Genomic DNA, 22,364 nt, shown 5'->3' on the forward strand with positions numbered 1-22,364 from the left:
GTAAAATTTGTACGTGTCCAGGTGGATATACTTGGAGTGCAAGTAAATTGCAATGTATAACACTAGCACAATTTGGATGTGAGAGTACTGGTGGTACTTGGAAAGATAATGCTTGTGCATGTCCATCTGGATATACTTGGGATATTAATAGTTTAAAATGTATATTATCAGGTGGGTCAACTACACCAGAAGATGCTTGTAATAAAGAAGGTGGGGTATGGGATAAAGAAAAAAATACTTGCATATGTCCAGATAAACTTATTTGGGATGAAAAAGAATTAAAGTGTCTAGAACCTTCTTTTGGTATTACTGAAGAAATATGTATAAAAGGTGGTGGAGTATGGGATGGTAAAATTTGTACATGTAAAGAAGGATTTATTTGGGATGAAAAAGAATTAAAGTGTCTAGAACCTTCTTTTGGTATTACTGAAGAAATATGTATAAAGGGTGGTGGAGTATGGGATGGTAAAATTTGTACATGTAAAGAAGGATTTATTTGGGATGAAAAAGAATTAAAATGTATTGAGAAATAATAATTAAATTTTTTAAATAACAATATGGATATAAATGATTCAACCAACATAGTTATCAAAAAGAAAAAGAGTGATATACCTTATTTATTTTTAGCTTTATTCTTTATGATTACTTGTGTTATCTTTGTAGAGAGTTTGAGAAAAAATAGTTTGAATAATAGAAATAATGAATTGTTAAATAGAAATAAAGCAGGTCTTAATATAGATATGAATAAAACAATAGAAAATCCTACAACAGAAGATTTGCAAGAAATGATAAACAAAATTCAAAATAGTGACGCTTTTTGATTTTTGTGAGTTATAAATAATTTTATAATAAAGATGAAAAAGAAGACAATTTTATTTGCAGTCGTTATATTTTTGATATTAGTTATCTTTGTTTTTTTTATTTATTTTTTAAAACAAAAGGAAATCATATCAAATCAATCATCCAAAGAAAAATATCCAGAGCTTATGATAGATAAAAACAACGTTATAAATAATCCGACGAAAGAGGATATAAAAGATCTTGTAAATGATATAAAGAAACAAAATAAATCATTTGATAGTTTAGAAGATTAATATAATTTTAAAAAATCCAGTTATGTACATGATATGGTATCATGTCGTAGACTGGATAAGGCAAAAATATGTTTAAATTTTTTAAAAAAGAGAAATATGAAATGGGACTTTTTGAGCTTAGTTTAGCTTTATTATTTTTTGTAATATTTGCTATGTTTTTAAATCAAAAACCATTTCTAAATAATGACATGGTTTCTACAGAATTTGGTGGTTTACCCAAAGTTGGTATAGAAAAAAATGTATTTGTAGAAAGCCCCACTCATGAAGATATTGTTGATTTAATAAAGAATATAGAAGAATATAATAATTTTATAAAAGAAGATGAATTAGTTGATGATAATATGGATGTAGAGTTTAGGTATATTTTAGAGAATTTAAAATTTAAAATTTAATTTAAATATATGAAAAAAGTATTTATTATTTTATTTGTGTTATTTTCGTCTGTTTTTTTTACAAAATCTGTATTTTCTCAATCAGATAGTGCTCATATATCAGATAGTGCACATATATCAGATTTAGAAACAACTGTTCAAAATCAAAGATATAAAAATAGTTTGAATAATATAAATAGTATATTTTCAAAAGAGAGGCAAAATTTAGATTTAAATTGGAGTCGCATACCTGTAGGATATAGAACATATATTAAGTCTGAAATGTATAGATATAATCAAGAACTAAGTTCTATAATAGAGGATTTGAACAAAGGCATGGAAACTGAAAATATCAATAATGTTTTTGTAAGATATAAACAATTAAGGAGATCTTCTAATTTATTATCAAACTATAATAGTATTTCAAATGCTATAGAACTTAATTATATAGTTATAAATACTGTAAAGATATATATAAATAAAAATGGATTAAATCAGAATTTAATTAGTAGTTTGAATAATGTTGGGACTCAATTGGATAATATTGTATATAATATTGAACAATCTTTATCTAATATAAATTCAATAAATTTTGAAAATATAAATAATACTGAGGTAATTTTAAATTCTATGAAAACTGATTATTTAAGTTTAAAAAATAGTTACGAAAGTGTAAGTAATTCTCTTTTGAATACTGTAGAAGTTGTATTAGAACAAGCACAATAAAATATAAATGAAATTTAGAAAATGTTACAAGTTATTTTTATTTTGTTGCCTTATTTTAGGTAGTACTTTTTTATTTTTGAGTTTTGTAAAAAATAGTGTATTTGCAGAAGATGATATACAGAATAATTTTGGTGGTTGGTCTTGGAGTTCTAATTTTGGTTGGAATTCAGAAAATTGTAATAATAGATATTTTAGTGGCTATCAAGATTATTGTGGAATTAAAAATGATAATATTATTTTGGATATAGGTTTTGATGGTAATGATGTTGATTTTGATACATTGGAAGTAAAAGACAATTCCAAGGAGAATAATACGATCAAAATAATTGGTACAACTATTAATAATATAAAAAATAGAACAGGAAAATCAAATTTCAACAAGTCATTTGAGTTTATTTCTGGCACGAATATTATAACATTTGATAATCCTTCATCATCTTTAGTTTTGCCAAACACAGTGACTATAAGTTTTTGGTTGAAGTCAGGTCCAAAAACTCAAAGAGAAGGTCTATTTTTATTGGGAAATGATGGAATATTAACTTCTGGTTCGAATCAGAGATCACTTTCATGGATAATTAATTTATCAAATAAAATAGAAATTAGTAATGTTTTTGATTGGAATAATCAATGGAACTATTATACTATTGTAAGAAATGGACAAAATGTGAAAGCTTATAGAAATGGACAGTATATAGGTATGGCAAATTTTACTCAAGCTACGTCAGGTGAGAATCTATATAGAATAGGTCAGGCTGTTTGTAATGGATGTGGTGGGACACTTAACTTCAATGGTCAAATAGATGAAATTAGGATTTATAATTCTATTTTGAGTTTGGATGAAATTATTCATAATAAATTGCATAATTCAAATTATTATTTAGATATAGACAATATCACCGGAAGAATAATGGGTTGGGTTTGGTCTAGTAGTCTGGGATGGATTTGTTTTGGAGATACTTGTTCTGATTATGGATCACCACCATATGGAAATCTTTCAGATACGATACTGCATTGGTCACCAAATCAAGGAAATGGTATTTATCCACATATGATAACTGGTTGGGCGAAAGCAATAAGTTTTGACGATTCTTATCAGGAACAATTTAAAGATACAGGATGGATTGCTTTGCGAGGACCAGAAATATTTCCACTCGGTAAAAATTATAAAAATTGTGTGAGTTGTAGTGTAAGAGATGAAGATAATGGTCTTGTTGCTTATTTTAAATTTGATGAAGATATAGGTGATGTAGCATCAGATTCATCTGGAAATAATAATAATGGTTTATTACAACAATTTATAGATGAGAGATGGAATGAAGATGGTAAAATAAATAATTGCCTCTATTTTGATAAAGAAAAAAATGTTGTTAGAACTCCTGAAATTTCTTTATCTACTAGTATTACAATATCTTGGTGGTCTAAGCAAGATGTACCAAAAGATAGTGGAATTTTTTATCTTTCATCTTTTGGTAATCAGGGTGGAATATATAGTGCAGAAGATGGATTATTTCTTTGGAGAATAAAAAATTCTAATGAAATAAAAATGCCCGTAAAGTTTTTTCTCTTTGATAGTAATTGGCATAATTATGTTGCCGTTAGAACTAATGAATTGGTAAAAATTTATAGAGATGGCAAATTCATAGCTGAAGATAGATTTGAAAATAATGAAGAACAAACATTAACATCTATTGGATATACTAAGACAGAAGGAGGAGATTTGTTTTTTAATGGTTTTATGGACCATGTAAAAATTTATAACAGATCGTTAACAGAAGATGAGGTTTTATATTCTTATAATTATCCAGAAAATAGATTTTGTTCTGCATGTTTTAATGAATTAGATGAAAATTTAAATAATATTTGTTATGAGTGTTCATTGTGTAATACATCACAAGATGATGGTGATATATGTGCTGAGTGTTCTTCTTGTAGACAATATGGTTTAGCTTTTGATTCTGGTACTGCAAATATAAAAGGTTATACTTGGGGTGGTTTTAACGTTGATTCTGAACTGAGTGGAGTTGGATGGACAAAATTTTCTCCAAATTTTGCAGCAGGGTTATATAGATCTTATATTTCTACAAAATATGGAAATATATATAGTAGATCTAATATTGGATCTGATTATACGGTAATTCCCCCTCTTGGATATTTTAATTCTACTTACATGATTCAGGCCAATGGTCATATAATAAACTGGGTTAGTGAAGGAATATCAACAACTACTCAGGGTAGTTTATTTTATGATTACAATACAGAAGAACCATGGATGAGTTATTATGATAGTCCAAGTGGCTTTATATCACCTGTGTATGATTATCCAAATAAGATAAATGATTATGGTAATATTTTGGGTAATTTGGATTATGAGGGATTGAAAAAAGGTATTTATGGAAATGTTATAAATAATATGCCAAACGAAGGAGTAGAAGATTATAATGTTTGTTTGGGTGGTAAAATATATTATACAAAACCAGAAACCGGCGAATATAAATTAAATGTAAAAGTTTCTGGTAGTGAAATTTCTTACTTATTTAATAATTGTGATAATGGTTCAGGAGTGATTATAGTAGATGGAGACTTGGTAATAAATGGAGATTTGAAATACGATGAGAGCATCGTAGAATCAAATAATAAAGAATTAGCATCTATAGCATGGATTATAAAAGGTGATTTGTATATAAATGGAGAGGTTTCTGATCTTGCAGGTACGTTTATTGTGTTGGGTAATGAAGACGTCACAGAATGTGGTTCTGATTTAGGGAATCCTGTACCAAAGTGTGGTACTATATATACAGGATCTTCTGCTAATCAATTAGTAATTTCAGGACAGATATTAGCAAAGAATTTTCAACTTGAAAGAACATTTAGAAGTAGTTTAAGAGAACCATCTGAGATAATTATTTATGATGGAAGAAATATAATTAATCCCCCACCTGGATTAGGGGATATAATAAAATCTTTACCTAGATGGGATCAGATAGCACCTTATTAATGATGAATGATAAATTTTGAATGATGAGTGACGGATGAATTCAAAATTTGTAATTTTAAAATTAAATTTATGGGTTTGTTTAGTGCAAAAAAGGAAGATTTTTTAGGTGTTGACATAGGAACATCTAGTATTAAGATTGTTCAACTTGCAAATGATAATAATAAAGCTAGATTAGTAACCTATGGTATGGCAGAAGTAAATTTTGATATTTTAAGAAATAAAAATCAAGAAAATGTTAATTTAATGGTATCTAATTTAAAAAATCTGTTAGCAAAATCTAGAGTATCCTCAAAAAATTGTTCAGCAGCTCTTCCCACATTTTCAGTTTTTAGCTCTGTTATAAGTTTACCAGTAATGAATAAAATTGATTTAGATTCTGCTGTTAAATGGGAAGCTAAAAAATTTATACCATTTCCTATTGAAGATATGATATTGGATTGGAAAATTATAGACAATGGAGATATGAATATAAATAGTGTTGAAAAATCAAGTACAACTGTAGATGAAAATATTATAAAAACAAAATCAAAATTTAATAGAGTTTTACTTACAGCAGCTCCAAAAAATTTGGTAGCTATTTATGTAGATGTTTTTAAAAAAGTAGGTTTAAATTTGTGTAGTTTGGAAGTGGAATCTTTTGCTATGGCAAGAGCACTTATGGATACAAATAGTAATTCTACTATGATTGTTGATATTGGATCTATAACAACAGACGTTTGTGTTGTCGAAAATGATTTACCAGTATTGAATAGAAGTATAGAAGTTGGTGGACGTATAATAACTCAGAGCATTGCAAAGAGTTTAAATATTAATTTTGAAAGAGCAGAACAGTTTAAGCAAGATTTTGGTTTAGTTGCGAGCTCAGAAGAAAGCAGTAATATTCCAAAAACTATAGAAGAAACATTATCTCCAATGATTAATGAAATAAAATATGTTTTTGATTTATACAAAAGACAGGGTAAAGGTAATGTTGATAAGGTTATATTATCTGGAGGATCTGCCTATTTGCCAAATTTGGTTGACTATCTAAGCAAAGTATTAAATACGTCTGTTTATATAGGTGATTCTTGGCATAAGGTAATGTATCCAAAAGAATTAAAACCAATTTTAGATGAAATAGGTCCAAGATTTTCAGTAGCTATTGGCTTAGGATTGAGAAATATAATATAATTAAAATATGCCTGATATAAATTTATTACCAGAAGATTTAAAAAAGAAAAATAATAATTCTTTCAAAAAGAAGAATGATTTTAATTCTAGGGAAGTTGAGTTTACTTCTGGTGTATCACTCAAAAAGGATAGTGAAGATGATGAAATAGATGCTGTAGATAAATTGTTTAGTTGGATGAAACCGAAAATGGATGAAAAAAATAATACTAATTTAGGAAGTGTAAATATTCCACAAAAACAAAATTTAATAAATAATAAAGTGCCAGAAATTCAAGAAAGGCCTTACACAATAAAATCAGATAAATTAAAAAAGGACAAAATAGTAAAAGTAAAAGAGAATAAGAGAAATTTTTTTTCTAAATTATTTTCACAAAAACAAAAAAACAAAAATATTAAAAATATAAAAAAGGAAATTCCAATAAATGATAACAAAAAAAATTATTTAGGTTCAAATAATTTTATAAATGAGAAAACTTTTAATTCAGATGGAAATTTATCGATTAACAAACCTTTGGTGGGTGGAGTAAAATCAAGTAATATTTCAAATATTTCTACACAAAAAATATCTAATGATTCTAATATACAAAAAAATATAGTGTCTGATATACAATTAAAAAATATAGTAAATACTAAAGATATTAGCGAATCAAAAATCAACAACAAAGTTATTACAAACAATAAAAAAGAAAGTCCAAATTCACCTAAAAAATCTAAATTTAGTCTAAAAAGTATATTTTCAAGTAAGAAAAAAAATAAAAATTTTTCAATGCTAGATCAAAACAATGATTTGGGGGTTAATCTATTGCCAGAAGGTATCAATACTCCTAGTGCTAAAAATTTAATTTTTGTTTTATTGTCTACATTTATTGTGTCATGTATGATTGTTGTGGTTGCATATTTTGCTTTAAATATTTATGAGATTAAGTTGGTTGATAAATATAAAGATATAAATGTGGAAGCAGGTAGTTATAAATCAAGTTTAGATTCCTATGATACCCTTATATCTGAAATACAATCTTGGCAAACAAAGATTGATAAAATAAGAACACTATTTAGTCATCATGTATATTGGACTAAATTTTTTGAAACTGTAGAGGCAAATACTTTGTCAGATATAATATTTTCTAGTTTTACTGGTAGTGTGAATGGTAATTTGACTTTGAATGCTCAAGCTCCAAATTATGAAACTGTTGTTAAGCAGTGGAATTATTGGAATGGTGCAGATAAATTTGTTGATAAGGTAATTATAAGTGGAGCGTCTTTATCATCAAATGGTACATCTCAAATAGTTAATTTTTCCGTTACTTTTGATTTTGTAGATAATATTTTTTATAAGACGGATAAATTAGAAGAAAATAAACAAAATGAATAATATGTTAGATCAGAATAATAAAATTGATAATACTAATTTTAATTCAAATGTTAGTACTGACGTCTCTAAAGAACTTAGAGAAGTTCCTAAATATTTGTCAAATATTTTTAAACATTTAAAATTTTTAATTTTAATAGAAATAGTTTTGGTTTTGGTAATTGGTTATATTTTTTTAATCAGAAATAAAGTTAGCTCTATAAAAGAGATAAATAGTCTTATTATAGAGAAACAAAATGAAGTTAATAATTTATTAAATTATAAATCAAAATCTGAAGAATTATCAAAAAAATATGAGGAATTAAAAAAATCAAAAGATAATGATATAGAAAAAATAAAAGAAGTTTTGCCATCTGAATCAGATTTACCGGGTATTATGGCTCAAGTAGAGGCATTAGTAAAGGAAAATGGTTTAGAGCTTGGTAGTATATCCTTATCTGCTTTAGAAGAAAATGAATTACCTAAAGAAGATACTAAAAAAAATGTTGTTAAGGGTATTTCAAAGAAAAATGTAGATAGTGATATGTCTGGTATAAAAGAGGTGAATGTTGCTATATTTGTTTTTGGTAGTAATGGAGGATATGACAAAATAAAGAGTTTTCTTAGTGCACTTGAAAATCATATAAGACTTATAGATATTGTGTCATTTAATTTTGATGAAAAAATGAGTTCTTATTCAATTAATTTTAAAACTTATTATTTAAGCAATGAAAAATAATTATTTTGATAAAAAATTAGTAGTTTTGTTTATTATAATGTTGGTTATGGTGTCTTTTATGTTTTATTTTTTAAAAACAAACTCATTACAGACTGAAAACATACAAACAGAAAGTGCACATAATGTAAATAATATAGATATACTTGAAGCAAAGAAAAATGCTATCAACAAACTTCTTGATGATATAGATAAATCATTTGATGAAGATTTGGAAAATTTTTTGAATGATATGCGTTCTTATGTAAATTTGCCTTTGAAAGCTGATAAAGTTGGAAATGATTATCCTTTTGGTAATTATATAGATACAAATGAAAAAAATATTCAAGATGAAACAAATAAAAAAGATTGATTATGCAAGTAGATTACAATGATAAAATTTTTAATAAAATACAAGAATTATCTTCTATAACAAAAGATAAGCTTGAGTTTTTGAAAAAAAAGTTAGTTGAAGAAAATCAAAATATAGATAGTATTATAAAAAAATATTATTTGATAGATTTGGAAAATTATGCACAAATAAAAGCTACTGTTATAGGTATGCCTTATAAAAATTTATTAGATGAAAAGGTAAATGCTGAAGCTTTAAAACTATTACCAATAAATCTTTCTGCTAATTATAAAATGGTTATTTTTAACAAGAGAGACAAGGTATTGGATGTAGGATTAGTTGATCCTGAGGATTTTAGCGCAATAGAAGCAGTAGAATTTTTAGCACACAAAAATAATTATAAATTAAAATATTATCTTATTTCAGAAGAAAGTTTTAATTCTGTATTCAAAAAAACTGAAAATATTAAACAACAAGTAAACGAAGCTTTGGATTATGCAAAAGAAGAATTTGAAGAAATTGTAGATGAGTCTCAGTTTGATGAAGAAAATTTAGGTGACATTATCAAAACAGCTCCTGTTACAAAAATTATATCTGTGCTTTTAAAACATGCTGTAGAGGGAAGAGCTTCTGATATACATATTGAACCAGTATCTGAAAAATCAATTATAAGATTTAGAATAGATGGGAAATTACACAATTCAATAGTTTTACCAATTTACATACACAATGCACTTATAGCAAGAGTAAAGGTAATGGCTAATATGAAAATAGATGAAACTAGAATTCCTCAAGATGGAAGAATCAGAGTTGCAATGAAAAGAGGTAAAGATGTAAAAAAAATAGATTTTAGAGTATCTACATTGCCACTTATAGACTACGAGAAAGTAGTTATGAGAATTTTGAGTACTCCAGAAAAAGTTCCAGAATTTGAGGAATTGGGATTCTTTGGAAATTCAAAAAGAATGATAGAAGAAGCTATCAGCAAACCAAATGGTATGATTTTGGTAACAGGACCTACTGGTAGTGGTAAATCTTTTACATTATTTACTGCTCTAAATAAGATTAATTCTGAGTTAATAAATATTTGTACATTAGAAGATCCAGTTGAGTATAATATTAAAGGAATCAATCAATCACAAGTAAGGCCAGAGGTAAATTATACTTTTGCATCAGGTCTTAGGTCTCTACTTAGACAAGATCCAGATGTTATAATGGTGGGAGAAATTAGAGATAGTGAAACAGCAAAACTTGCTGTGCATGCTGCCCTTACTGGTCATTTGGTTTTTTCAACGCTTCATACAAATGATGCAATAGGTGCAATACCGAGACTTATTGATATGAAAATAGAACCATTTCTTTTGTCATCTACCTTGAATTTAGTTTTTGCACAGAGGCTAGTAAGAAGAATTTGTGATAATTGTAAAGAAGAAATGATCCTTTCTGATATATTAAAAGAACAAATATCATCCTCTATTAATGATTTACCTGAGTCTGCTTTTTATGGTAATGTTAAGAAAGGAGATGTTATAAAATTCTACCATGGTAAGGGTTGTAATCGTTGTGGTGGAACTGGGTATAAAGGCAGAATAGCTATAAATGAAGTTTTTGTACCAAATAGAGCCTTGAAAGATGTTATCAATGATGGTAATGACATGGGAAAATTTCAAGATGAATTAAAAAAACAAGGATATATAAATATGATGCAAGATGGTCTTATAAAAGTTTTAAGTGGTATGACGACGTTGGAAGAAGTTTTGCGAGCTACAAAAGAATTTTAAATTTAACTAAAAAATATGTCTGATGCAAATAAAAAAATATTAATAGCAGAAGATGATCCATTTTTATCTGGCATGTATTCAGAAAAACTTGAATTAGAGAATTTTAATGTTATATTAGCAGTTGATGGAGTTGAAGCGATAGATAAAATGAAAATATATAAACCAGATTTAGTTTTATTAGATCTTCTTATGCCAAAGAAGGATGGTTTTGAAGTTTTAAGTGAAAAATTATTAGATGATAGTATAAAAGATATACCAGTTATAGTCCTTACGAATTTGTCACAAAAGGAACAAATTAAAAAATGTTATGATTTAGGCGCAAAAGATTTTTTGATAAAAGCATATTTTGTACCATCTGAAGTTATTAAGAAAATAAGAACAATAATAGAATAGTTATTATGCCATCAATAGATAAGTTACATTTAAATGAGCTTATAAATCAAGCTCTAAAAGAGAATGCTATTTCTCTTTCTTTTAATATTAGTAGTTATCCTATTATGAAAATAAGAGATAATTTAAAGATATTAGAAGATGCTCCAATTTTAACAAAAGAATTTTTGGAGACAATAATGGATTCTATTTTAAATGATACTCAAAAAGAGATTTTAAAAAAAGAAAAAGAACTTACTATGGGTTATGATTGGTCAAATGATGTAAGATTAATAGTAAATTTTTTTTATCAGAGGGGTTCTTTGTCTATTACTATAAAAATAGTACCAGCAGTTTTTAGAGATATTACAGAATTAAATTTACCAAATGTAGTAAATGATATAGTAAAAATGAAATCAGGACTTATTATTATATGTGGACCAGTGTCATCCGGAAGAACAACTACAATTTCATCAATATTAGAATATCTTAATAAAAATACTGATAATAGAATAGTTACAATTGAATGTCCAATAGAGAGACAATTTATTAATAAAAAAAGTATTATTCAACAAAGAGAAATTGGTAGAGATGTAGACTCTATAGCAGACGGTCTAAATGATGTAATAGATGAAGATGTAAATATTGTTTATGTCGCAAAAATTAGTTCCAAAGAAGATGTAAAAGCTATGTTGCAAGTTGCAAATTCTGGGAAATTGGTTTTTGTGATTATGGATTTGGATTCTATAGTTTCTGTTTTAAATCAGATATATGGTAGTTTTGAATTATCGGAAAAAGATTGGGCCAGAAGTCTTTTGGTAGAATCACTGAGAGTTATAATCAATCAGAGATTAATACCAAGATCAGGTGGTGGAGAAATTCTTGCTTCTGAAGTTTTTACTATGACATCTACAAGTTATGCTATGGTAAAATCTGGAAATTTTGATCAAATAAAATCAATAATGCAAACATCAAGACAAGATAATATGCAAGATTTAGATACGGTTTTAAAGACAATGGTTCAAAATGGTATTATCGAATTAGAAAATGCAAAAAAATATTCAAATAATCCAGAAGTTTTTAAATAATATATATGCCAAAATTTAATTATAAAGCTTTAGATATAAACGGAAATGTAATCAATGGAATTGTAGATGCTCCTTCTCAGGAATTAGCAAGTACTGCCTTGATAGATAAAAGTTTCAAAATTATTGATTTGGAAGAATCAAAGGGTTTGGTAAATTTTAATTTTAAGGCATTGTCTATATTTAATGGAATTAGTAAAAAGGATTTGGTTATTTTTTCTAGACAATTAGCTGTTATGATATCAGCAACAGTTCCTATAATACAAGCACTTCGTGGTATTACAAAACAGACAACTAATCAAGCTCTTAGTAGAAATGTTGAACAAATAGCAGATGATGTAGATGGTGGTATGAAATTATCAGATGCTATGAGTAAACATGCTATTTTTGATAATTTTTTTGTTAGCATGATTGCAGCAGGAGAGAGTTCTGGTAGATTAGACGAGGTTTTGAACTATTTAGCAGATGAGGTAGAAAAAAGTTATGACCTCTCTGCAAAAATAAAAGGAGCTATGATATATCCTATATTTATTATAAGCGGTTTGCTACTAGTCGGTATTGCTGCAATGATTTTTATAATTCCAAATCTTACGGAAATGTTGCAAGCATCAGGCGCTGTGTTGCCTCTTCCTACTAGAGTTCTTATATTTATAAGCGATTCACTTAGAAAATATTATATATTAATAATATTATTTGTTGCTGTATTTGTTTTTGGATTAATTTATTCTATAAAGAAAACAGAACTCGGTAACAAAATATTCAATATAATAAAAATAAAATTTCCTGTTTTTGGAAAACTTTTTAAAAACATATATTTGGTAAGATTTTCTAGTACGCTATCAAGTCTTATTTCAGCAGGCGTACCACTCACAGAAGCACTTAGAATTACAGGAAATGTTGTAGGAAATTACAATTACAAAAAAGTAATAAATGAAGCTGTAAAAAAAGTAGAAGATGGATACTCCATTGCTTATGTTTTTTCAGAAAGTAATTTGTTTCCACCGATGCTTTCTCAGATGTTGAAAGTTGGAGAAAAAACAGGAAGATTGAATATAGTACTTGATAAATTATCGGGATTTTATGCTAGAGAAGTTTCAAATATGGTAGGAAATCTTACAGCACTTATTGAACCACTTATAATGGTGATAATAGGTCTTGGAGTTGGTGGAATGGTAGCAGCTATTATAATGCCTATGTATAATATGGCAAATACATTTTAGTAAAATATGTTTTGTTGATATTAATTTTGTGATATAATAATAACAGTTATAAATGGATTTAGTAAGATTTCCACAGTCTTACAATAAATCATATATATAATAAAATTTAAAAAATTATCGAGCTTAGCTCGAGAAAAGAAAGGGATAAAGTGATGAATAAAAAAGGTTTTACATTAATAGAACTTTTGGTCGTCATAGCTATTATTGGTCTTCTTTCCACATTAGCAGTATTTTCTTTGAATTCTGCTAGAACAAAGGCAAGAGACGCAAAAAGAATATCTGATATGAAAATGCTTGGAACAGCAATGGAAATGTATGCTACAGAAGGGGGTACTTATGTAGGTTCTTTAGGTACCACTACTACTGGTGGTGATCTTTTACATGAATTGGGAAGTATTCAGTATGGGGGAGAATCTTTATTGGATTTATCAGTTTTAAAAGATCCTTCTAGTCCAACTGATGCATGTACAAGTGGTTCAGATGCTGCATGTAATTATGCTGTAAGAATTGTTCCTACGGCAAGCACCTATCAAATTTGTTTTTATTTAGAGAAAGGTGCTGCAAGTTTTGGATATGGTCCACATAAATTGATTCAAGGTGGAGGAATGTCAACAGGTTGTGATTAAGGTTAAAGAATTTTTTTTAAAATCCCTATCAGTTTTTATTTGATAGGGATTTTTTTTATATATAATTATTTGTCTATTATTTTTTATTTTGATTAATTTTTTTATTTTTGATATAATAAATCTATTATTATTATAAATAAATATATGTTAAAGAGTTACAAAAAAGGTTTTACATTAATAGAACTTTTGGTCGTCATAGCTATTATTGGTCTTCTTTCCACATTAGCAGTATTTTCTTTGAATTCTGCTAGAACAAAGGCAAGAGACGCAAAAAGAATATCTGATATGAAAATGCTTTCAACAGCAATGGAAATGTATGCTACAGATGAAGGTTCTTATGATGATGCTATTACTTCATGTGAAAGTGGGTTATATACTTGCAGTGGTATATCTTACGGAGGAGCTCCTTTACTTGATTTAGTTACGTTGAAAGATCCATCTAATCCAACTATTCTTTGCAATGGTGAATTAGTACCATGTGAATATACATTTTTTTCTAATCCTGCAGTTTGGGATTGGTCTGTTTGTTTTGGTCTAGAAAAGCCGACTGGTAACCAAGGAAGTGGTTTGCATGCTATAGGTCCTGGTGGTAGTATTGTCAGTGTGGATGATAATAATATAGATGATTATTGTCGCGATGAATAATAAATTGAAATTCATATAAACAAAAAAGACTCATAAGAGTCTTTTTTGTTTATATAATAGTATGTTAATAAAAAATATATATTAGTGCTCTTATTAGCTATTTTTTATTAATCTATATAGATCAACTTCGAAGGACTTACTAGGAATTTCACCTCGCCACATATGGTGTCCCGACTAGGAATCGAACCTAGATTACAAGCTCCGCAAGCTGGCGTTCTATCCATTGAACTACCGGGACTATATTAGTAATTTTTATAAATATAACTATATCTTCAAAAACAATTTATTGCAAGTATTTATAATAATTAAAAAAGGTTAAAATAAAACCTTTTCTTTTATATAAATATATATTTTTAAAATTTTAACATTCTTGATAATAAATCAGATGTTGGCTCTTCTTCTCTTTCCAAATTTTCTTCTAAAAATGTTAATAGAATATCCCTTGTTTTTACAGGATTTTGATTTTTAAGTGGAATACTTAATCTGGTTTTGAATCCATTTTTTAATTCTAAATAGAGGTTTGATATTTCTGGTGGTTGATAAATTATAAAAAAATCTTTTATATTATTGTAGTGATAGAATTTTTCACCTATATCTATTCCAGCTTCTTTTATGCTTATTTCCATTTCTTGTGGATTTTTTCTGTTTTGCATTAATAATATTATTACTACCATTACCACAATAACCGCGAACAGAAAATTTATTGTAATTATAGAGTATATTACAAAAGTCGTAGCTATTACAAATAATAATATATACCACAATAAATTTCTATCATGTGGTTCAAACTCTGGAAAGTGCCACTGTGCTAATGTTTTACCTTTTTCTATTTTTTGTTCCATTTTTTTATCTTATATTATAAATTATACATTTTTATCATCTGATTGACAATGATATATTTCTTAGATATAATTTTAACACGTTTAATTTATTTTGTTATATTATATATGGAGAGGTGGCCGAGTGGCTGAAGGCACCACACTGCTAACGTGACGAGGTGTAAAAACCTCCGAGGGTTCGAATCCCTCCCTCTCCGCCAATCGGATTTTGGGGGCGAATTCAGAATTGCGGAATAGCCAATTTGGGCTTTAAACTGAATTTTCCTACCTTTTAAAATGAAGTTCGAGCCGATATCTTTCAGAAAAGATAAGATTTCAGAATAATTATTAGAATCTAGGAACTTTTTAGCTTGGCTACTACGGATTATGACTTTCTTCATCCGTTCGAGCCGATTATTTTCTAATGAACTAAAATCAGATATTTGTTCAGATATATCAATCTTCTTACTTACAAGAAAATTTTTCTTTTTTAAATATTCTTGATCATCAATTAATTCATTAATCTTCATATCTAGTAATTTATCCAATTTGTTTTCTAATTGGATTTTTTTAATATTTAAATCATTAATCAAAGCTTCATCTTCTGATTTTAGTTCATTTATTTGAGAATCTAATTCATTCAGCATATTATCTTTGTATTCTTTCGAAAGAGAAACTTTTTGTAATATCTCTTTTAATTGTTCAACAAGTAATTCTTCTCGGATATATTTTTCATCACAACTAGCTTTCTTTTTAGTACAACGATAATAAATATATCCTTTTTGCTTTTCAGCAGTAATAGAACAATCACAAGTTCCACATTTCATAAAACCAGTAAAAGAATAATTATGAATTTTCTTTCTTTTCTTTTTACCTCTGTTATTCATTACTGATTGAACTTGATCAAAAAGTTTCTGGGAAATAATCGGCTGATGAACGGCCGGATAGATTTCATTTTTAAATCTAATTACTCCATAGTAGATAGGATTATTTAACATTCGATGAATACAGGAAATAGACAAAACATTATTCCGATAGCTTCTTAGTCCTAGTTTTTGAAGTATTTTAGTAATTGATTTTAAAGTATGCTCACCACTAGCATAAAGTTCAAAAGCTTTTTTAACCAAAGGAGCTTTTTCTTTATCAATATCAATTCCTTTAGTTTGATGATTATTCAAATATCCAATAGGAGCAAAACTAGGCCATAGTCCTTTCCTTAACTTTTGTCTATTTCCACGTTTAATATTCTCACTTAAATTATCTACATAATATTTACTTTGTCCAAAAGCAATATTTAGCATAAATTTACCTTGGGGAGTATTATCAAACCAAAAACTAGGAAATTTAAGGTCTTTTAACTTTCCTGTATCTAGTAAATAGACTATTTTACCGCCATCAATACTATTTCTAGCTAATCTATCCGGATGCCAAGCTAAAATGCCGTCAGCAGTCCCTAATTCTATCATAGCTATCATTTCAGCGAACTTTGTTCGCCCTGGTTCTTTGGCAGTTTTAGCTTCCTGAAAGGAAGCTACGATTTCAAGTTTTTCTTTGGTGGCAAATTCTTTTAATTCAATAATCTGAGATTCAATACTTAATGCTTGTCTTTCTTCTCCTTCAGTTGATTTTCTAGTGTAAATTATGTATTTCATAAACTTGTTTTAAGATCGATGAGAAAAATTCCGCTTTTGGCAGTTCTTAAAAGGTAGGAAAATTCAGTTTAAAGCCCAAATTGGCTATTCCGCAATTCTGAATTCGCCCCCAAAATCCGATTGGCGGTGTGTTTTGGAAAATATCCGAACAGAAATGGCGGCGGCTGAGAATCTCCGCGGGGCAGCCGCCGCCAAATCCTCAAAAAACTAATCTGTCGCTTCCCAAAACTGCCAAAGAACCAGAATGGAAGATATCGGCTCGGACTTCATTTCGGTCAAAAGCGGAATTTTTCTCATCTTTAGATTTATCATACTACGTATTGTATTATAATACAATATTGCTTAATAAAGCAAGGAAGAGTAAAATTAAAACAAGTTTATGAACAAAATTTCTAAAAAATTAGGTCAAAACCTTAAAAAAATCCGTACTCAAAAAGGAATTTCTCAAGGAGACATTTCTCGTAAGTTAGATATGGACAGAGGTTATATTAGTCGTTTAGAAAATGGGATGAAGAATCCTACCCTTTCTACTATTCAAAAAATAGCTGATTTTTTAGATGTTAGTGTAAACGATTTAATGAAATAATATAAAAATATGAGCAATTGGTTAAAAAATATATATGAGACTTCTGTTGCTAAAAACATTATTGAAGCTAAAAATACTCGAGATTATCTAAGGAACAATACTAATTTAGAAGAAGTTGCTGGAAAAAAATCTATTGAATCCCTTGGTGATCCCAATAAAGTTTCTAAAAAATTAAAAAGAACTTGGTTTTGGCACGATTATGGTATTGCTTTTTATATTCCATTATTCTTTTCTGTATTATCCTTTGGTTTTCTAATTTTTTATATAAAAACCTATTTAGCTTTTATTGTTAGTATAGTTGTTTTTATTTTAGCAGTGATAATTACTGTCAAAATTATATATCAGAAGCAAAAAAAATATATAAAATGGTATAAATCTTTATCAAAAGAAGATATACAAAAAATGCTTGATATGTATCCCAAAAATGTAAAATATGAAGAGAAAATAATTAAATAACAAAAAAATATATGAACATTTACAAAATTAGTAAAAGTCAATTAATTACCTCCTGGATATTTGGAATATTATATGCATTAACAATCGCGATAATTTCAGATACAGAGTACATTTTAACTGCGACTTTAGCTATTCTAGTCCCTTATTTATTATTCTTTTACACTTTGGGGTGGAAACAAGTTAATAAAGATATTAAAAATACAAAAAAAGAAAATATAATTTACTGTAACGAATGTGGTCAAAAATTATTAGAGGATGCTAAATTTTGCAATAAATGTGGAAATACAATTAAGAAATAATTTTGAAAAATATGGTAGAAGAAAAAACCATAAAAGAAATATATAAGGAGGAAAATTATAAAATAGAAAATTTAGAAGAAAAAAATGAAGAAAATTTTTTCTCTTTCAAAGGAAGAATAACTAGGTTGACATACTTTATTAGATCTCTGGTACTATGGATACCTATGGTTATAATATACCTTTTAATAAAGGATGTGGATTTTATCTTTTCTGTATCAAGCTCACTTATCGGTTTTTTAAGTATGTGTATGTTGTTTTTATATATTTTGTTAATGATGCAAACTATCAAAAGATTACATGACACAAATAATAGTGGTTCTTATTGGTTAATATCTTTTATTCCTATAGCCTGTCATGTTCTAGGGATATATTTATTAGTCAAAGATGGTACAATTGGAGGAAACAAATATGGTCCAGACCCTAAAAACAGAAAAGAAGGTGAAATATATAATAAAGATGATAACTCAGAGATTAACAAAACTGAGCCTCAAGAAGATATAATAAAAGGAATTAAAAACAGATATATAATCTCTATTATATTTATACTAGTATTTCTGTTTTTCTTTATTATATTTTTAATTAAAACTATAAATGATTTTACTTGGGGATTGTTAATAATTGATCTCCTAATGTTTGGTTTTGTAATTTTTCTATTAGAACGTTTCGTTTCAATAAAAGAAGAATTAAATAATTGCAAAAAAGTAGATAAAAGCAACAAAACAAAATATTGTTCCAAATGTGGTAAAAAGATTTCTATTACTGATAAATTTTGCATTAAATGTGGAAATAAAATTAAATAATAATCTTAAATATATGCATTGTCCAAAATGCAATCACAAATTATCTAGTGGAAGTAAGTTCTGCACTCAATGCGGTAATGAAATAAAAATTATCGAAGAAACTTTAAAGGATAAAAAAGTAAGAGAAGAAAGAATAATATCCATAATATTTATATCAACACTCTTTATTCCTTTTATTATTTTTTTAGTCAAAATTATAAATAATTTTAATTGGGGAATCTTTATACTTGAACTTATTAACTTGTTATTTATAATTATTTGCTTGAAACACTTAATTTATACAGAAGATGAGACTGATGATTATAAAAATGAAAAAAAGTATTGGTATAATAAAAATATTTCTTATTATCCATTAACAACGATTATCATTTTTTATGGCTTTTTTATTCTTCTATCTGGTTTATTAAATTCAATGACCTTATTATTTCTTATCCCTTTACTCACAGCATACTTTTTATTTTGTTACCTTTTAAAACTTTGGAATCAATGGGATAATGAAATAAATAAAAATATTATTAAAAAATTATTTTCTTATTTAATTGCAATATCTTTTCTAATAATCTTAATTTTCATTGCTTTTCTAGGTAAATAGTTTTACTAAATAATCAAAAGTATATAAATAAAATAAAATTAAATAATAACTTTAAATATATGCATTGTCCAAAATGTGGTCATAAATTACCTAACAAAAGTCAATTTTGTACTCAATGTGGAAATAAAATTTTATCTGAAAAAAATTTAGAAAAAAAAGAAGAAAAAGAGCAAAACATTGAAGAAAAAACGAAAAATAATAAATTAAAAGGTATGGGTGGATGGCTATCTTTTTTTATTTTATCTCTGATTATTTCTAATGTCTTAACTATCATTGAAGGAGCTAAAGATATCTCTCTTATTTTAAGTTTTCCATATCTAGTAAGTTGGATGCCTTATTTTTTAATTCTTTTGGATGTCTTAATTTTTGGTAGTGTGATAGCATTTGGAGCTTATGCTATTTATTCATTTATAAAATTAAAACCCAACGCTGTTCATCTCGGAAAAATGTATTTAATTATAGTTTTTTTAAATAATGTAATGCCATTCATTTTTTCAGGCGAAACCATTTCTTATGATGAAGGTAGTGTCGTCTCTAGAGCTTTAGGTTATTGTATAACATGGTTTTTATATTTATCTTTATCAGAAAGAATCAAAAATACTTTTCCAAAGGAAAAAAGAAAAATAAAAAAAATTGATAAAATTTTATTTTTTATAGTCATAATAATAGCCCTGATTTTTAATATATTAACATCTTATATATTGTATAATAATGATGATACTTCAATGGAATATGACGAATTTGATTATAATATAGAAGAAATAGATAATTCTAAAGTAGAAATAGAAAAGATAAACACAGAAAAAGACCCAAGTATTGGAGCAAAAAATCCTATAATGGAAATAGAAGAATTTGCTTCTTTTGATTGTCCTTATTCTGCCGTTTTTTATCCAGTATTGAGAAATTTTGTTCTAGACAACCCAAATAAAGTTAAAATTATTTTTAAAGATGCACCATATGATATCGAAGAGGATCTAAATATGAATTCTCATTTAGCTGCTAACTGTGCTTATGAGCAAGGAAAATTTTGGGAAATGCATGATAAAATTTTCGACAACCAAGACAATATTACTAAATCAGTAATTAATCAACTAGCAAAAGATATTGATCTAGATTTAGAAAAATTTAATATCTGTCTATCATCCGAGAGATATTATGAGGATATTGAAGAAGATTTTGCAGAAGTTATCAGTCGTGAGGTCGAAGGTACGCCTACAATTTTTATAAACGGAGAAAAATTTTCTGGTGTAATGTCTAGAGATATATTGGATCAAATCTTAGAAGCAATAGAGAATAATAGTTAAGATTCAATGCATTTAAAATTTAAAAAAATAAAATCTATAAAATGGATAATAGTTATTTCTATTGTTTCAATCTTCTTGATTATTATTTTTTTAATATTCAATTTACAAAAAGAAAAATCCCAAAATTTTCAAGAGATTACTCAAAAATCTTTTAAATATTTAAATAATTCCGGTATTCGTCCAAAATGGCAAATGGATAACAAAAAAATTGAATACAAGGAATTTCTAAATGATGCATATGATTATCATGATGATATTCAGGATTGGTTTTTTAATAAAAAAGATTTAAAAGATATTAATAGCTGGCACTTTGATCAAAATATTCAAAAAATAATTTGGCTTAATAAAGAAGATACAGCAATATTAGAAGCCGATGCTCAAATAATTGGCACCCTGGGGTATTCTAGAAGAACTGGAATAGCTACTTGGAATTGGTCGTGGAATTCAAAAGATACAGAACCGGAATTAACGACTAAAATTGTTGAGGTAAAAGATTTTGGAGAAATCTATGATTATGATATTCGAGAAGCAAATGATGGAATTAACATTTTAACAGAAAATTATTGGGAAGCTAATGAAAACGATGCAATAACAATAGCAGCAATTTCTCAATATATTGTTGGTGGAATAGGAGTATATCCAATGCCAGTAGATGATTATTTAACGGTATATGCATTAATTACAGGACTGAGAACAACTAATGAAAAAATAGATTATTCTACGGATGATTATAATAAAAGAGATATCTATAAAAGTTATAAAATTGGAAATAATATTATAAATATATCAATTCCATATGACAGATATACTTATTATATAGAAAAAGAAACACACAGATTCAATAATGACTATTCAAATATTTTAGAATTTATAACATATAATGAACAAACAATTGTAGAAATAGCTAAACAATTACAAATTCATTTTGAACCAGAAGAAGCAATTGAATCAATTTTTTATATAGTTTATCAAAATCGTTATTTAGATGATTTTAATTATGGAACCCCAGAGTATCCAAAATATCCAATTGAAACACTAGTAGACGGGGCTGGGGATTGTGAAGATACTTCTTTTTTGCTGACAGCGCTATTTAAAGCCTATTTAAATGAATATTACAAAGATGAAAACATTCCCGAAAATGAACAAATTAAAGTAGCGATATTAGAATATCCAGATCACATTGCAGTAGGAATTGGTTATTCCAATGAACTTTATGAAAATGATACAGAAATTTGTTATCAAAATGAAAATCATTGTTATTATTATATAGAAACAACCTCAGAAGATTTTTTCTTTGGAGAAATACCAGGGGAATATCAAAATATAAATCCAGTTATTTATATTGTAAAATAATAGAAGT

The 22,364-nt window shown here is 27.1% G+C and carries 24 protein-coding genes and 2 tRNA genes; 24 read left to right on the top strand and 2 right to left on the bottom strand.

Going from position 1 to position 22,364, the window contains the following annotated elements; translation table 11 throughout:
- From PHZ07_00500 to PHZ07_00575, 16 genes are all read left to right on the top strand, one after another.
- Positions 1 to 533: hypothetical protein (locus tag PHZ07_00500; protein MDD3284057.1), on the top strand; the 533-nt coding region annotated here is incomplete at its 5' end.
- A gap of 24 nt (positions 534 to 557) precedes the next feature.
- On the top strand, positions 558 to 821 hold the full coding sequence (locus PHZ07_00505) for a hypothetical protein (GenBank protein MDD3284058.1): 264 nt from the start codon (positions 558 to 560) through the stop codon (positions 819 to 821).
- A 33-nt stretch (positions 822 to 854) separates the two neighbouring features.
- Positions 855 to 1,094, top strand: a complete 240-nt coding sequence (locus tag PHZ07_00510; protein MDD3284059.1) for a hypothetical protein — start codon at positions 855 to 857, stop codon at positions 1,092 to 1,094.
- 68 nt (positions 1,095 to 1,162) lie between these two features.
- Positions 1,163 to 1,486 carry a hypothetical protein gene (locus PHZ07_00515; protein MDD3284060.1) on the top strand — a complete coding sequence of 108 codons (324 nt, stop codon included), beginning with the start codon at positions 1,163 to 1,165 and terminating at the stop codon, positions 1,484 to 1,486.
- 9 nt (positions 1,487 to 1,495) lie between these two features.
- Positions 1,496 to 2,191 (top strand): hypothetical protein, encoded by a 696-nt coding sequence (locus PHZ07_00520; protein MDD3284061.1) that lies wholly within the window; start codon positions 1,496 to 1,498, stop codon positions 2,189 to 2,191.
- 76 nt (positions 2,192 to 2,267) lie between these two features.
- Positions 2,268 to 5,186 (top strand): LamG domain-containing protein, encoded by a 2,919-nt coding sequence (locus tag PHZ07_00525; GenBank protein MDD3284062.1) that lies wholly within the window; start codon positions 2,268 to 2,270, stop codon positions 5,184 to 5,186.
- Between the two features lie 69 nt (positions 5,187 to 5,255).
- Positions 5,256 to 6,356: a type IV pilus assembly protein PilM gene (gene pilM, locus PHZ07_00530; GenBank protein ID MDD3284063.1), complete on the top strand. Its 1,101-nt coding sequence runs from the start codon at positions 5,256 to 5,258 to the stop codon at positions 6,354 to 6,356.
- A gap of 7 nt (positions 6,357 to 6,363) precedes the next feature.
- The gene (locus PHZ07_00535; GenBank protein MDD3284064.1) at positions 6,364 to 7,728 is read left to right on the top strand and encodes a hypothetical protein; all 1,365 of its coding nucleotides are present in this window, start codon (positions 6,364 to 6,366) and stop codon (positions 7,726 to 7,728) included.
- Between the two features lies 1 nt (position 7,729).
- Positions 7,730 to 8,443 carry a hypothetical protein gene (locus PHZ07_00540; GenBank protein ID MDD3284065.1) on the top strand — a complete coding sequence of 238 codons (714 nt, stop codon included), beginning with the start codon at positions 7,730 to 7,732 and terminating at the stop codon, positions 8,441 to 8,443.
- Positions 8,433 to 8,792 carry a hypothetical protein gene (locus PHZ07_00545; protein MDD3284066.1) on the top strand — a complete coding sequence of 120 codons (360 nt, stop codon included), beginning with the start codon at positions 8,433 to 8,435 and terminating at the stop codon, positions 8,790 to 8,792. The genes PHZ07_00540 and PHZ07_00545 overlap by 11 nt, the downstream gene beginning before the upstream one ends.
- 2 nt (positions 8,793 to 8,794) lie before the next feature.
- Complete coding sequence (locus tag PHZ07_00550; GenBank protein ID MDD3284067.1) at positions 8,795 to 10,552, top strand: GspE/PulE family protein; 1,758 nt, start codon at positions 8,795 to 8,797, stop codon at positions 10,550 to 10,552.
- Positions 10,553 to 10,567: 15 nt separating this feature from the next.
- Complete coding sequence (locus PHZ07_00555; GenBank protein ID MDD3284068.1) at positions 10,568 to 10,945, top strand: response regulator; 378 nt, start codon at positions 10,568 to 10,570, stop codon at positions 10,943 to 10,945.
- Between the two features lie 5 nt (positions 10,946 to 10,950).
- On the top strand, positions 10,951 to 12,009 hold the full coding sequence (locus tag PHZ07_00560) for an ATPase, T2SS/T4P/T4SS family (protein ID MDD3284069.1): 1,059 nt from the start codon (positions 10,951 to 10,953) through the stop codon (positions 12,007 to 12,009).
- Between the two features lie 5 nt (positions 12,010 to 12,014).
- A complete protein-coding gene (locus PHZ07_00565; GenBank protein MDD3284070.1) occupies positions 12,015 to 13,226 on the top strand; it encodes a type II secretion system F family protein in 1,212 nt (403 codons plus the stop codon).
- 152 nt (positions 13,227 to 13,378) lie between these two features.
- A complete protein-coding gene (locus PHZ07_00570) occupies positions 13,379 to 13,852 on the top strand; it encodes a type II secretion system protein (protein ID MDD3284071.1) in 474 nt (157 codons plus the stop codon).
- A 144-nt stretch (positions 13,853 to 13,996) separates the two neighbouring features.
- Positions 13,997 to 14,497: a prepilin-type N-terminal cleavage/methylation domain-containing protein gene (locus PHZ07_00575; GenBank protein ID MDD3284072.1), complete on the top strand. Its 501-nt coding sequence runs from the start codon at positions 13,997 to 13,999 to the stop codon at positions 14,495 to 14,497.
- Between the two features lie 163 nt (positions 14,498 to 14,660).
- On the opposite strand, the gene PHZ07_00580 is transcribed toward PHZ07_00575, so the two are convergent.
- A tRNA-Arg gene (locus PHZ07_00580) sits at positions 14,661 to 14,735 on the bottom strand.
- 115 nt (positions 14,736 to 14,850) lie between these two features.
- Complete coding sequence (locus PHZ07_00585; GenBank protein ID MDD3284073.1) at positions 14,851 to 15,339, bottom strand: hypothetical protein; 489 nt, start codon at positions 15,337 to 15,339, stop codon at positions 14,851 to 14,853.
- A 107-nt stretch (positions 15,340 to 15,446) separates the two neighbouring features.
- Here PHZ07_00585 and PHZ07_00590 point away from each other — a divergent pair.
- From PHZ07_00590 to PHZ07_00625, 8 genes are all read left to right on the top strand, one after another.
- Positions 15,447 to 15,536 (top strand) — tRNA-Ser (locus PHZ07_00590).
- 1,810 nt (positions 15,537 to 17,346) lie between these two features.
- Positions 17,347 to 17,553, top strand: a complete 207-nt coding sequence (locus tag PHZ07_00595) for a helix-turn-helix transcriptional regulator (GenBank protein MDD3284074.1) — start codon at positions 17,347 to 17,349, stop codon at positions 17,551 to 17,553.
- Positions 17,554 to 17,562: 9 nt separating this feature from the next.
- Positions 17,563 to 18,009, top strand: a complete 447-nt coding sequence (locus tag PHZ07_00600; GenBank protein ID MDD3284075.1) for a hypothetical protein — start codon at positions 17,563 to 17,565, stop codon at positions 18,007 to 18,009.
- Positions 18,010 to 18,020: 11 nt separating this feature from the next.
- Positions 18,021 to 18,308 carry a zinc ribbon domain-containing protein gene (locus PHZ07_00605; protein ID MDD3284076.1) on the top strand — a complete coding sequence of 96 codons (288 nt, stop codon included), beginning with the start codon at positions 18,021 to 18,023 and terminating at the stop codon, positions 18,306 to 18,308.
- Between the two features lie 11 nt (positions 18,309 to 18,319).
- The gene (locus tag PHZ07_00610; protein ID MDD3284077.1) at positions 18,320 to 19,108 is read left to right on the top strand and encodes a DUF805 domain-containing protein; all 789 of its coding nucleotides are present in this window, start codon (positions 18,320 to 18,322) and stop codon (positions 19,106 to 19,108) included.
- A gap of 13 nt (positions 19,109 to 19,121) precedes the next feature.
- The gene (locus PHZ07_00615; protein MDD3284078.1) at positions 19,122 to 19,700 is read left to right on the top strand and encodes a zinc-ribbon domain-containing protein; all 579 of its coding nucleotides are present in this window, start codon (positions 19,122 to 19,124) and stop codon (positions 19,698 to 19,700) included.
- A 59-nt stretch (positions 19,701 to 19,759) separates the two neighbouring features.
- A complete protein-coding gene (locus PHZ07_00620) occupies positions 19,760 to 21,004 on the top strand; it encodes a thioredoxin domain-containing protein (GenBank protein ID MDD3284079.1) in 1,245 nt (414 codons plus the stop codon).
- 6 nt (positions 21,005 to 21,010) lie between these two features.
- The gene (locus tag PHZ07_00625) at positions 21,011 to 22,357 is read left to right on the top strand and encodes a hypothetical protein (protein MDD3284080.1); all 1,347 of its coding nucleotides are present in this window, start codon (positions 21,011 to 21,013) and stop codon (positions 22,355 to 22,357) included.
- The last annotated feature ends 7 nt before the right edge of the window (positions 22,358 to 22,364 follow it).

The organism is Patescibacteria group bacterium (assembly GCA_028692545.1).
Classification (GTDB): Bacteria; Patescibacteriota; Patescibacteriia; order UBA1558; family S5-K13; genus STD2-204.